Raw genomic sequence first — 13,172 nt, 5'->3', positions numbered from 1 at the left:
ATCAATTTTCCGTGCAGGTTACTCTTCCGTCCTCAGAGAAGCCTACCCAGCCGCGGTTCTTAGCCGCCTTTATGCCAAGAGATACAGAGGTCTCCAGTGAGGGAGTTACCCTTGTGAATCCGAAAAGATGAGCAACCTCGCGGAGAAGATCCTCACGAGCCATAGCCACCTGTCGAGTCATTATCTCCCTAATGCCCACAGCTATTTCCTCAGGCGCAACATCGTCGATATCTCGTTTGTCGTCGTTCTTATATACCGTCCTGCACCTGTCGTACTCCTCAGGTTTCTGAGAAGCAAGCCATACATACTCGTTCTCACCTGCCGCAGTCACCTTTGCGTCAGCTTTTTCAAAGGCTGACTCGAATAACGCTTTCATATTTGCGCCGGGACGAGAAATTCCCCAGCATGAGAAAGTCTTTTTTGCAAGGCTCTTCTTGTTCATGGGAGCTTCAACAGAAAGAATATCGTTTATGCATTTGGTTATTTTGGCGGAAGCAACCTCGGTAAAATTCTCTGAGGTACCCAGAGCCTTTATCTTGAAGGACTTGAACTCGTCAAAACTCTCGGTAAAGCTGCTTACTTCCTCTGTCTCGAAGACTATCTCCTGCTTTTTCTTTTCCTCAGCTGCCGGAGCAGAACCAGGATCACGGTATTTTGCTATAGCAGTGTCTATTTCAGTCTTTATCTTAGCCAGTACCTTTTCCTTATTGTCGAGCCAGTCGATGATATAAACGTTCATGACATTCCAGCCAAGCCCCCTGAGTACAGATGGCTGTGAAAGACTCCTGTCGCTTGCTGTGCCATTGTGAAAATAAGCCTCATTTCCGCAGTTTATTCCCATGATATAGGTATCTGTCTTGTCTGGATTAACAACTGCCACATCTACCTTGTAGTCTGAGCAACCCACGCTACACTTGCAGTCATAGCCAAGCTTTTTGAGCTCTGCCGCAACTACAGTTTCAAAGCCCTCGGTGCCGCTCTTTGAACCTGCTCTCACCGGAAGAGCGCTCCTGCCCTTTGCGGCAAATTCAAGGAAGCCTTTAAGTCCCTCTACACCGTCAGAACGTGTTCTTGAAAGATCTATCATATCAGGAGTGATGACAGAGAACACTATCATCTTACACTTTGAACGTGATATGGCAACATTAAGTCTTCTCCAACCTCCGTCGCGGTTAAGCGGACCGAAGTTCATTGATACCTTGCCCTCCTTGTCGGGACCGTAACCGATAGAGAACATGATAACGTCACGCTCATCACCCTGTACGTTTTCAAGGTTCTTTATAAGTATGGGTTCGTACATCTCGTTAGCATATTCCTCAAGTTTCGGATCGTCACGGTAAGCGTCCATGAGCAGATCGTCGATAAGGTTCTGTTGAGGCAGACTGAACGTAACTACGCCTATACTTAACTTTCTTAGTTTTTCATCTCTAAGTCTGCGGCATATCTCTTCAACAACTGTCTGAGCCTCCGCCTTATTAGTACGTGTTGAACTCTTGTCGTAGTAGCCCTCAACATGTACCCAGCTGACCTCCGATACCTGATCGTCAGGTGACGGGAAAGTATATAACTTGTTCTCGTAGTACTTGGAATTGCTGTATGCAATAAGGCTCTCGTGGCGAGAACGGTAATGCCAAAGAAGGTGCTTCTGCGGCATAGAAAGTGCAAGACAGTCGTCAAGTACGCTTTCAAGATCTTCCTTCTCATAGTTCTCCTCATCTACCTGATTTGAAGCAAAGAAGCTCGTAGGCGGAAGCTGTTTCGGGTCGCCAACAACGATAACATTGTCACCTCTTGCGATAGCACCAACTGCCTCGCAGGTGGGGAGCTGTGAAGCCTCATCGAATATAACGAGGTCAAATTTAGGGTAAGATGGGTCTATATACTGAGCCACTGAAATAGGGCTCATGAGCATTACAGGACACATTCTGCGCAGAAGGTTTGGTATGCTGTCAAAAAGCTTACGTATGGACATCATTCTGCCGCCTGACTTTATTGCCTTCTGGAGTATTCCTATCTCAGAACTGTTAGCCGAGCTGCCCGGAGTTGGTATCTTCGCTGATAGATCAGCTGCAAGCTCCTTTATTGACAGAGTCGAGAAGTTATCGAGTACCTCGCCGAATTTTCTTATCGTATCCTCGAACAGTGTTCCCTGGAATTTAGCAAGCTCGCTTGTACGGGAAATAGTACTTGTGACCATTGCCTTGCTGATATCGCAGTCAAATGCTGGGATAAGCTCCTCTGTAGGAACCTCACCATTTATATAGGCATCAGCAACATTTCCTATACCATACTCTCTCAGCTTGTTGCAGATAGTAACGATTCCAGTCCACTCTTTAAGCTGCGGCAGAGCCTCAACAACAGCGTCTGCCTTCATCTGAGCGTCGCTGCCCCAGTTCTCTCCGGTTATGAGCTTGTCCGTATTTATTCCAAAGCTGCTTCTCAACTCTGATGTTACTTTTTCAAGTGCGGAATAATCAGCGGTTATCTTTGAAGTGTCGCCGTTTACACCCGTTGTAAGGCTCTCGCATAGCTTCTGTTTTATATCAGCACTGAAAGTTGAAGCTGCAACTCTCTCCCCAAGCTCTGTGGAACGAGAAACGCAGCTCTCAACCGCATTCCAGTCGGTATTTTCATCTAACCTGAAACTGCCGAAATACTTCACCAGATCAGGCTGAGCCGATGCTATCTGCTCTTTCAAAACACTGAACTGATTTATCTTATCGTAATACTGTGTGATATTATCCTTAGTTACCGATGAAGATGTTTTAGCGTGAGCCGCAAGCTCTTTTACAAGCTTCTTACTGCCTATGCTCTTCGCAAGGAACCATTTGCTCTGTGCTGTCTTCCACTTTACAAGAGCGTCGGAAGCGTTATAGTTCAGCACTGACGACTCAAACTGTGACATGAGCTCATCCTTTACCTGTGAAAGCTCTTTACCAGTAGATATAAGTGCCTGCGCAGGCTCCTTGAAACCGTTCCAGCGGCTGTCGGAAATTATATCCGGCAGGAGCTGCTCACCGTTAGCAGAGGCTGTAATTATCTCTGCGGCAAGCTTGCACTCCTCAAAGGTCATTTCATCGCTTCCGGTAAACGAAGCAAGCTGTGCGGTATCACTTTGTGCAGTGGCAAGCGCTTTTTTAAGTTCGCCGAGCTTTGCTTCCATAGCTCCCCTTGTTTCGGGAGTGCAGGAGGTAAGCTCGCACACTCCGAGAGCAGTAGTGGTAACATCACCAAACTCTCTGCCTGCCGCAGCAAGGCTTTCAAGCGTTTCACGCCACGCAGAATATGAAGTCTCGCTCATAGCGTCCAGCTGCTCATTAGTAAAAGTGAACTTTCCGCCAAAGCTGCTGTTCTTCTCGTATCTTACAGCTGCGTCATACATAGAACAGCCGAAATTGCGCTTTTTGTGTATCTCCTCCATAGTGCCGTTGAGCTCTTTCCTCATTTCGGCTATCTTGTCAGCCTGTGCCTTGTACTCGGCAGGCTTTTTGATACGTCCCACATTGAGAGTTTCCTCAAGTTGCTTTAGTACTGCTCTTTTCTGCGCCTTATTGGAGTGGAGCTCTATACAGAAGGGGCCAAGACCAACCTTGTTCAGTCGCTTTTCAACTACCGACAGAGCAGCCATTTTCTCAGCGACGAAAAGCACAGATTTCCCCTGGTACAGAGCACTTGCTATCATATTGGTTATAGTCTGGGACTTACCGCTTCCGGGAGGTCCGTGAAGCACGAAACTCTTGCCCTGAGAAGCAGCATATACCGCCGCAAGCTGAGACGAATCCGCACTCAGCGGCACAACTAGATCCGTTGGAGCTACATTGTTGTCAAGGTCTAGGGGAGATATGTAGAGATCGTCCCCTTCCCACTCGGTCTTGCCCGAGATAAGACTTGCAACTACCTTATTCTTTGCCAACTCATCAGCACGGTTGCGTATATCGTTCCACATAATGAAACGGTTAAATGAGAACTGTCCTATAAAGGCATAGTCAACTATATCCCAGCGAGGCTGAGACATAATATTCTGTCTTACAGTATTTAGTATGAGCTGGAGGTTTACTCCGTTCTCGTCCTCGGGAACTGGATCAAGTCCCTTAATATCAATACCGAAAGTCTGACGTATATACTCCAGCATGGTTATATTAACCTGGGTATCCTCGTCGCGCATACGTATAACATATGTCTTTTCCTGTACCTTGCGGATAATATCTATAGGAACAAGTACAAGCGGAGCATATCTTGGCTTGTCGCTCTTTTCAGTCTCGTACCAACGAAGGAAACCAAGTGCCAGATAGATAGTGTTTACACCGTTTTCTTCCATGCTAGTCTTTGCCTGCCTGTGAAGCTTCTTCATTATCTTTTCAAGGTCTGCTTCCTTCATAAAGGTGCGCAGACGGTGACTCTTAAACTCCGACTCGGATATTGTGGTTATGATATCTTTTTCGTTTTCTATCTCGTATATCTTGCTATCGGACATCTGAAGGGTCATATCATTTGGCATGGGCATTATCTTGAAGTCCTCGCCCTTTGATATCTCGTCCTCCAGTACGCCAAGGTCGTTTATCATTAGCTGAACACTCATGGCTGTAGCACGGAAGTTCAGAAGACTGTTCCTCAGGCTCATGTCAAGGAGCTTTCTCTCCCACATCACCTGCTTTGTGACCTCTCTTGCCTCTCCGCTGACTGCCTGTGCGGAAATATCTATCTCATTTGGAGCCGAAGTTATCTCCGACTTTTTGCGTGCGCCGTAGTCAACAGCCTTGAAAGAGCCGTCCTCTGATACTCTCGATGGAACGGGACGTATGCCGCTGGAACGTGTACGGCTTATATCTATGGCAAAGCAGAATTTCGACTCATCATCAAGATGAGCGGCTGCATGGTTCTCAGCACTATCAAAATCAGTATTCTTTCCTGCCACGAAGTCGGTACACTCTACTATGCTTATTGCATCTATACCGTGGGCTATGCGCTTTGTGAGAGCCGACATATCATACTGGATGCAGTCAGAGTAGGTCTCGTTTTCAAGCCAGCAGCCTGCAAAGGCGTGTCCCTGTATTATAACTATCATAGGATTAAGTCCGACAGCCTCAAGGCATGAACAGTACAGTACCGCAAGATCAAGGCATGTACCTTGTTTTCCTTCAAGGACCGTATCGGGCATTCGTATGCGCTGAGCTTCCTCAAAGCTTGCAGGCGGCATGGTATAGGCTATGTTCTGCTCCTGGAGGGCTGCATATATCGCCCCCATCTGCTGCTTAACTATATTCGGGTTCTTTGTCTGATATCCTGTAAAGGCAGGATCTCCGCACCATTTTTTCAAGTAAACACCGGCTGCGGCAACTATCTCCTGAACCTTTGGGTGATTGGGAGAAACAAAGGCTGCGACAGTCTCAGGCATGAAATTAATTCCTGACCACTGGTCGTAGGCAAGGAGCTCTATATTACGGCTCTCCTCGGCTATGACCTCTTCGCCTTGCAGTGCCTGTATGGTAACGTTTCCCACAAGCTTTTCCGTCAGACTGAAAAGATAGTCCGAAAGCAGTATTATATTGATAGGAGATATCTCCACAGGCTCGGACGGTTTGAGATCGACGGGAACAGCTTCAAAGGTCTTGGCAAATTCCGGCTCAAATCTTATCCTAAGACGCACATTTTTAAGTTCCTCGCCAGTATTGTTGGTCATTACCATATTTCTGAACACGGGAACATAGTTCTGCTGCATCGCAAAATTGATCTGCGCGGTCATATTGCCGCCAAAAGTTATCTTGTTTTCCATACAGTCCTCCATTCTGCCATAGGCGAAACATAATGCTATTTCTATAATACCACATTTTTATCTTTTTTACAATATCAAGCGCGAAAAAAGTAAACAAAAAGCTGCCCGAAGGCAGCTTCAAAGCTTTCTATTACGTTATATCTCTGCGGCAAGCTCGTCAGTTCTTATGAACAATGACTCCGCCTGTCTTGTATATGCTGTCGGAAGGTATAACGCCCCTTACGCAGCTTGTGGGGTATATATTGGAGTTACGTCCGATAACTGTTCCCGGATTGAGAACGCTGTTGCAGCCGACCTCTACGCAGTCACCCAGCATTGCGCCTATCTTCTTTATACCAGTCTCTATGCGCTCATCTCCAGACTTGATAACAACATTCGTCTTGTCCGACTTTACATTTGAGGTGATGGAGCCTGCTCCCATATGGGACTTATAGCCGAGTATGCTGTCGCCGACATAGTTGTAGTGTGGAGTCTGCACATTGTCGAAAAGTATAACATTTTTAAGTTCCACAGAGTTGCCAACTACGCAGTTTTCACCTACAAGAGCACTTCCTCTGATGAACGCGCCGTGACGCACCTCAGTGCCAGCGCCGATAATACAGGGAGCTCCGAGATATGCAGTGGGAAAAACCTTTGCAGTCTTGTGCACCCATACATTTTCCGAAGGGTTGTCATACTCGTCAGCACTGAGAGTCTTTCCGAGTTCGATAATAAAGCTGCTTATTCCCTTAAGAGCCTCCCACGGATATGTGAATTTGCTTAAATAATCCTTTGCAGCTGTGTGAGAAAGGTCATACAGCCCGGATATTGTGATATTGTTCATTTCCATTCCACTCCTGATATTCATTATATTGCACATATAATTATACTCTCCACACAGCACAATGTCAAGAATTTAGCTACTATTTATTCAGCAGCTCTTCCTTGCTTTACATTTCACGGAAAATATGGTAAAATATTAAGTGTGCGGATATTCCGCATAAAACACAGGAAGTGCAGATAAAATGATTAGAAAAATAATAAAAAAAGCAAGAGTACCTGTTATACTCCTGTTTTTTCTGCTGACAGCCATGCTGTCATTTATACTAACATCATCACTGAGGAAGAACATGAGCGAAAGAAGTCTCGCCGGAAGTTATACTTCAGCAGCTGTTAACGACGCAGCTGATGTACTGTATTGTGAACTTACTTCCTGCCCTGCGGGAACCTCAGAGTTGCGGACAACAGTAACAATCACTGCCGTCACAACAGTCTCAGCTACCACAACAGTCACAACTTCTGACACTGCTCTTGCTCCTGACAGATACGTTGGCACCTCGCCAAACAGTGCCTTTTATCAGGAAAGACTATTTACCGCAGGTGATTCCATTGCCCTCGGACTTAAATACTACGGATTTATACCTATTGAACACAGTATAGCCGGAGATTCCGTATCCATGTGGAACCTTGCGCATTTCACTTTCACTATGGGTACAGAGAAACTCGGTCTTGTGGACGCTGTTGAATACGCCAAGCCTAAACTGCTCTATATGTGGCTAGGCATGAACGATGTAAACCTCAATTCTCCCGACAAGTTCATAAAGCGCTACCGTGAGGTTATAGACGAGATAAGGGAGCGTGTACCCGGTATAAATATCATCGTTGCCGCAATAACTCCCGTAGGCTCCGGATGCAGAGTAGTAAAAAACAGTATCATACGTGATTACAATGCCGCGCTCATAGAAATGGTTAAGCGGATAGACTCTCCCGACGTATACTTTTTCGACGACTATTCCGTGATATGCGACGATAAGCTCGAGCTTACAAGCGGCTACAGTTCAGGTGACGGGATGCACCTTTATATTCCCTGCTATACGGATATAATGACTGCACTTTTTGATTACCTTGATACTACCGATATAAAAGCAAAACTTGAAACCAATTGAAAAAGCTGCCTTATGGCAGCTTTTTCTCATGTATTCTTGTCTACCTCGTGAAACTTCTTGAGGTTACCTATTTTCTCATTTCTCTCGTCAAGCACCTTCTCAACATCGGACCAGTCAAGTCCCTGATTTGCGCAGAGCACCATTACATGGTAAAGAAGATCGTTTATCTCGTTCTTGAGCTCGTCATTGTCACCGTTCTTTGCAGCAATGACAGTCTCTGTGGCTTCCTCACCAACCTTCTTGCAGATTTTGTCAACGCCCTTTTCAAAGAGATAACAAGTGTAGGAATTCTCAGCAGCTGTACCGTTCTCGAACTGCTTCTTCCTTTCCTTAATTACTTCAAAAATTTCCTGATATACTGTCATTATTCATTCTCCTCCGTATTGTATATTTCATTGAAAAAGCAGCTGTAGCTTCCTGTATGGCAGGCAACTCCTGTCTGCTCAACATTTACAAGCAGTGTGTCGTTGTCACAGTCGCCGTATATTGATACGACCTTCTGAAGGTGTCCTGAGGTCGCGCCCTTGTTCCAATACTCCTGACGTGAGCGGCTCCAGAACCATGTATAGCCTGTTTCAAGAGTTTTTTTCAGACTCTCCTTGTTCATATACGCAAGCATAAGAACTGTTTTTGTATTGACCTCATAGCATATCGCAGGGATAAGCTCGCCCTTTACGAAAAACTTGTCGAGGTCGTTGATGTCTATCTTTATCATAGCTACTCCTTTTCAAATAAATGATCTATCATACGCTCAGGACTGTCCATAAAAACTTTCATAACGCTGTATATTTCGGTGTTTTTGTACTCCGTCCTGTTTATGCCGTCTTCGGTAAGCTCATATATCACCGAACCGGGATATGCAAGCACTATAGGCGAATGAGTTGCGATAATAAACTGGCTTTCCTGTTCCGCAAGCTCATTTATCCTTACAAGTAGTGACATCTGTCGTGACGGCGAAAGTGCCGCCTCAGGCTCATCAAGGATATACAGACCGTGCCCCTTAAAGCGATTCATAACAAGCGAGAAAAAACTCTCGCCGTGGGACTGCTCATGAAGCGATACTCCTCCGTATGCGTCAAGTATTGTGCTGCCTAGAGTATCAATATATGATGCCGCATTGTAAAAGCTCTCAGCCCTGAGAAAAAAGCCTGTTCTCGGTCTCTCAATGCCGCGCACGAGCTTTACAGCGCTATAGAGCGGCGAGTGGGTCTCTTTTGTGGCAAAGGAAAAGTTCAACGAACCTCCTTCTGCGTTAAAGCCGTACTTTACAGCTATCGCTTCAAGCAGAGTGGATTTGCCCGTGCCGTTCTCGCCCACAAAATAAGTAACAGGGCTGTTAAATGCAAGCTCCCCTGCCGTCGCAAGACTTTTCACAGCAGGGATCTTCGCGGTATATCCAAGCTCTTTTGTGAGTTTTTCAAGCTTAATGCTTCTGATGTAATTCATCAGCGTACAATAACACCTTTATCACGGCAATAATCCTTGACTTCACCGACTGTAAGTTCCTTGAAGTGAAAAAGTGAAGCAGCAAGAGCAGCTGTTGCTCCGGTCTTCTCGAATACTTCATAAAAGTCGTTTATCTTTCCGGCTCCGCCGCTGGCAATAACAGGTATGGAGCAGTTGTCGCATACAGCCTTAAGCATGGGGATATCAAAGCCTTCCTTGGTTCCGTCTGCATCTATGGAATTAAGACATATCTCACCTGCTCCAAGCTTTTCTATAGTGTGTACCCAGTCGATAAGGTCGATTCCCATATCCTTTCTGCCGCCGTTTATATATACCGTCCACTTGCTGTCGGCAATCTTCTTGGCGTCGATGCCTACACAAATGCACTGGCTGCCGAATATATCTGCTCCGTCTTTTATGAGCTGAGGATTCTGTACAGCCTGAGAGTTTACGGATACCTTGTCCGCACCTGCTCTCAAAGCCTCGCGGATATCGTCAACTGTCTTGATACCACCACCTACTGTAAGCGGTACAAATACCTTTTTCGCCGTATCTCTTACAACGTCAAGGAAAACTCCGCGTCCCTCGAATGAAGCAGTTATATCATAGAATACTATCTCGTCAGCGCCCTGTTTGTTGTACTCCTCAGCGCATTCAACAGGATCGCCTACGTCGCGTACTCCCTCAAAATTTACGCCCTTGACCACCTTGCCGTTTCTTACATCAAGGCAAGGGATTATTCTCTTTGCGAGCATTATTCCGCCTCCTTTTTATTATCACAGCCACCACGGACTGTAGTCGCTAAACAATGTATCCGACAATTCACCATTGAAGATAAAACCAAACCTCGGTTCTTTCATTGCAGCGACGTAAAGCTTTTTCATTGTTATGTTCCAGACATCTTCCGCTTTTGTATTGAGTTGCTCAAAAGCCTTGTCACGACTCTTTTCCCAGCCTTCCATGACTTCGTAACAGCTCATGTATATCTCTCCCATTACCTTTTCTCTGTTTTCCTCAAGGAAACAATCAGAATAAAGGTATTCCGCAAAAGTCGGAAAATTCAGGAGCAGAGAAAAGAGATCCTCTGCATTTTCGGCTATTCTTCCTGCAAAGCCTTCATAATTGATATAGCCGACTGTTCCGTCACTCAAAAGCAGAAAATCACAGCCATCAGCCGACCTTCCGATGACTTTACCATCAATACTTAGCTTTATACCCATACCTTTCCCGTCGTATTCTTCTGGTTCAGACAGGAAACAAATATCTGCTGTATTTTCAAAATATTCGCTAAGTTTTACGTCTTTTGATATTTTTTCAAAAACATTCATTGATATATTACCATTTAAGATTTTCGGTGATGATAAATGTCTGTCCGCACTCTCTGAGGTCTATCTGCATATTTTTTAGATCAACATCTCCGCCGTCTGTCCAGACGATAAGCCTGTCATCACTTGTTCTGCCCAATAGATCTGTCCTGAAAGAAACTCTGCACATATCAAGTACCTCTTTAAGATCCATCGTTTACATCGAGTACTTCCTTAAATATTGTTTTTCATTACCCTTACTAATATAGCCACTGCACAAAAAATGATCTCAGCTATAATTATAAACATTTTCGACTTTTTCAGTCTTACTTTGCTGTCAACAGCCAGAAAAGCTCCTATTATTATCAATAATGGCAAAGTCTGAAAATTCCTTATGGGTATACCGAATGTGAACATTCTCGTCTGATGAATGACACAGTGCGCCCATATGGTGTAAAACACTGCCCAGAACAGCTTCATAGCATCAAGAACTGCAATAAAAGTCATTCTGATAAAACTGTCATCTTCTGCGCTCAGCTTTTTGCTGGTATTTTTGATCCTTCTAGCTGCTATTCCTGCTAAAGAAAAAATTCCCACAAGTCCAAAGCCTGCCATAAACGGAAAGAAAGCCAGCCATTTGGAAGTGTAAACATCAAATTCGTTGTCCTCGCCGTAATGTATACCTATCTGTTCGGGGAAATCACTGTAAACCGAAATCATATACAAAAAATATACAGTCAGCATACCGAATGAAATGATATTTACGGCAATATTAAGCTTTTTAAAAGCCTTATCACTCATTTGAATACTCAATTGCTTCTTTAAGATTCAATGTTCCCTTGTATATGGACTTTCCGCAGATAGTACCGTAAAGTCCCATTTCCTTGCAGGCAATTATGTCGTCCATAGTATGAACTCCACCGCTTGCTACGATATTTGCTCTGCCCTCGGTTGCGTCTGCAAGCTTTTTGAGCTGTTCGCGGTTCACTCCAGAAAGAGTTCCGTCCTTGGAAATATCGGTGAATATAAAATATTTCACGCCTGCTTCTATCATCTTATTTGCTAGGTCTATGTAGTGTACATCAGAACTTTCCAGCCAACCCTCTGTTGCAACCATTTCATGCATTGCGTCTATCCCAACGACTATCTTTTCGCTGCCGAACTTCTCAACGGCTTCGCATACCAGCTTCGGATTTTTCAATGCTACGGAGCCGAGGATAACTCTTGTGATACCCATGTCAAGGTACTCCTGTATAGTCCTGAGGCTGCGGATACCGCCGCCCAGCTCGACTTTGAGTTTGGTCTTTTCGGCTACGTCTGTGTATATCTTTGTGTTGACGGGTCTGCCCTCCTTGGCACCGTCAAGGTCTACCATGTGTATCCACTCTGCTCCTGCCTTCTCGAAGCTCTTTGCTGTTTCGAGGTAGTCTGAAGCCACCTTTTCAACTGTGGAAAAGTCGCCCTTGAACAGGCGGACACAGTTGCCATCCTTTATATCAATTGCGGGGAAAATTATCATTTTTTATTCTCCTTGGATAAGTTTATTTCATATCATACAGACGTACTCAGCCGATATCAACATTGTTTGAACCGTAAACGGTCTTGTCTTTTCTGTTCTCGTCGAAAGTGATATTTATCACGCCTTTTGCGTGTTTCGCCTTGACTTCTATAACATATCTGCTTGATTCGTCTGCTGTCAAATCGGTATCAGTATCTATGATACCACGTATGCTGAATCCTTTGTTTTCTCCCTTACGAAAGAACTTGAAATCCGCATCGCCTTTTTCAATATGAGAATCAAGGTGTATCTTTTCACCTTTTTCAAGCTGTATCTCAAACGAATCCTTGCCGTTGAAGTTTTCAAAATCTGCAAAGTAACCGTTAGAATTGAGGGTTCTTCCATTTGGACCTGTTGTGAAATTATATGAATTGTCCCAGTATAAAAAAACGCCTGCTCCGGCTGCCAAAACTGCTCCTGCAATAATTGCTGTGATCTTTTTTCCTGTCATTGTTTATACTCCAATTTTATGAGATCTCCGAAGCTGCGGAGTATCTTAAGCCCTGTCTCACCGCTCTTTTCAGGGTGGAACTGTGCTCCGTAAACGTATTTGCCGTCGTATACCAGTGCCGGAACTCGTCCGCCGTACTCAACATAGGCAGCAATATCCTTGTCCTCGCAGTGAGCCTTGTAGGAGTGAACGAAGTAAACGTACTCGTTGTCCCCAACGTTTTCAAGGAGCGGACAGTCATTCAGCTTTTCAAGCTTGTTCCAGCCCATGTGAGGAATTATGAGCTCAGGCTCCTCCATTTTGCGGACGCTTCCGCCGATAAGTCCAAGACCGTCGCACTCCTCGAACTCGTAGCCCTTTTCAAATATGAGCTGCATACCGAGGCAGATACCGAGGAAGGGCTTCCTTGCAGCCTCCTCCTTGATAGTGTCCACAAGTCCCGTGGCTTCAAGCTTTTTCATCGCTGCAGGGAATGCTCCTACCCCCGGAAGTATAACAGCGTCAGCTGCCTTTACGGACTCCTTATCGCTGACAAGGCGGCTTTCAAGTCCGAGGTAGTCAAGAGCGTTTTTCACACTGAATATATTTCCTGCGCCGTAATCGATTATCGCGATCATCAGAGAACTCCTTTCGTGGAGAGCGTTGAGCCGTCCTTATTCTCGGTAACGGCTGTTTTCAGTGCGTGTGCAACTGCCTTGTAGACAGCCTCTGCCTT

General features: G+C 45.2%; 13 protein-coding genes. 1 reads left to right on the top strand and 12 read right to left on the bottom strand.

The window, feature by feature from the left end:
• Position 1 precedes the first annotated feature (1 nt).
• Both J6U00_RS01485 and J6U00_RS01480 read right to left on the bottom strand, forming a co-directional pair.
• Positions 2-5,773 carry a DUF4011 domain-containing protein gene (locus J6U00_RS01485; RefSeq protein ID WP_296577905.1) on the bottom strand — a complete coding sequence of 1,924 codons (5,772 nt, stop codon included), beginning with the start codon at positions 5,771-5,773 and terminating at the stop codon, positions 2-4.
• 157 nt (positions 5,774-5,930) lie between these two features.
• Positions 5,931-6,596, bottom strand: coding sequence for a UDP-N-acetylglucosamine pyrophosphorylase (locus tag J6U00_RS01480; RefSeq protein WP_296577902.1), 666 nt, complete (start codon positions 6,594-6,596; stop codon positions 5,931-5,933).
• Between the two features lie 181 nt (positions 6,597-6,777).
• Here J6U00_RS01480 and J6U00_RS01475 point away from each other — a divergent pair, with 181 nt between their 5' ends.
• Positions 6,778-7,698 carry an SGNH/GDSL hydrolase family protein gene (locus J6U00_RS01475; protein WP_296577900.1) on the top strand — a complete coding sequence of 307 codons (921 nt, stop codon included), beginning with the start codon at positions 6,778-6,780 and terminating at the stop codon, positions 7,696-7,698.
• 26 nt (positions 7,699-7,724) lie between these two features.
• Here the strand turns inward: J6U00_RS01475 and hisE are convergent, their stop codons facing one another.
• From hisE to hisH, 10 genes are read right to left on the bottom strand one after another with little or no spacing between them, the layout of a single operon-like run.
• On the bottom strand, positions 7,725-8,063 hold the full coding sequence (gene hisE, locus J6U00_RS01470) for a phosphoribosyl-ATP diphosphatase (protein ID WP_296577897.1): 339 nt from the start codon (positions 8,061-8,063) through the stop codon (positions 7,725-7,727).
• Entirely contained in the window at positions 8,063-8,413 is a 351-nt protein-coding gene (hisI, locus tag J6U00_RS01465; RefSeq protein WP_296577895.1) for a phosphoribosyl-AMP cyclohydrolase, read from the bottom strand. The genes hisE and hisI overlap by 1 nt, the downstream gene beginning before the upstream one ends.
• Before the next feature lie 2 nt (positions 8,414-8,415).
• A complete protein-coding gene (locus tag J6U00_RS01460; protein ID WP_296577892.1) occupies positions 8,416-9,144 on the bottom strand; it encodes an AAA family ATPase in 729 nt (242 codons plus the stop codon).
• On the bottom strand, positions 9,144-9,899 hold the full coding sequence (hisF, locus tag J6U00_RS01455; protein ID WP_296577890.1) for an imidazole glycerol phosphate synthase subunit HisF: 756 nt from the start codon (positions 9,897-9,899) through the stop codon (positions 9,144-9,146). The genes J6U00_RS01460 and hisF overlap by 1 nt, the downstream gene beginning before the upstream one ends.
• Before the next feature lie 21 nt (positions 9,900-9,920).
• Positions 9,921-10,472, bottom strand: coding sequence for a hypothetical protein (locus tag J6U00_RS01450; protein ID WP_296577888.1), 552 nt, complete (start codon positions 10,470-10,472; stop codon positions 9,921-9,923).
• A gap of 7 nt (positions 10,473-10,479) precedes the next feature.
• Positions 10,480-10,638, bottom strand: a complete 159-nt coding sequence (locus J6U00_RS01445; protein ID WP_296577886.1) for a hypothetical protein — start codon at positions 10,636-10,638, stop codon at positions 10,480-10,482.
• 44 nt (positions 10,639-10,682) lie between these two features.
• A complete protein-coding gene (locus tag J6U00_RS01440; protein WP_296577884.1) occupies positions 10,683-11,249 on the bottom strand; it encodes a hypothetical protein in 567 nt (188 codons plus the stop codon).
• Positions 11,242-11,967, bottom strand: coding sequence for a 1-(5-phosphoribosyl)-5-[(5-phosphoribosylamino)methylideneamino]imidazole-4-carboxamide isomerase (gene hisA / locus J6U00_RS01435; protein ID WP_296577882.1), 726 nt, complete (start codon positions 11,965-11,967; stop codon positions 11,242-11,244). The genes J6U00_RS01440 and hisA overlap by 8 nt, the downstream gene beginning before the upstream one ends.
• 46 nt (positions 11,968-12,013) lie before the next feature.
• On the bottom strand, positions 12,014-12,457 hold the full coding sequence (locus J6U00_RS01430; RefSeq protein ID WP_296577880.1) for a hypothetical protein: 444 nt from the start codon (positions 12,455-12,457) through the stop codon (positions 12,014-12,016).
• On the bottom strand, positions 12,454-13,074 hold the full coding sequence (hisH, locus tag J6U00_RS01425; RefSeq protein ID WP_296577878.1) for an imidazole glycerol phosphate synthase subunit HisH: 621 nt from the start codon (positions 13,072-13,074) through the stop codon (positions 12,454-12,456). Before hisH ends, J6U00_RS01430 begins: the two co-directional genes overlap by 4 nt.
• Between the last annotated feature and the right edge of the window lie 98 nt (positions 13,075-13,172).

Source organism: Ruminococcus sp., from assembly GCF_017650195.1.
GTDB lineage: Bacteria > Bacillota > Clostridia > Oscillospirales > Ruminococcaceae > Ruminococcus.
Note: the sequence above shows the minus strand (reverse complement) of the source record. Positions and strands in the feature narration are given on the sequence as shown.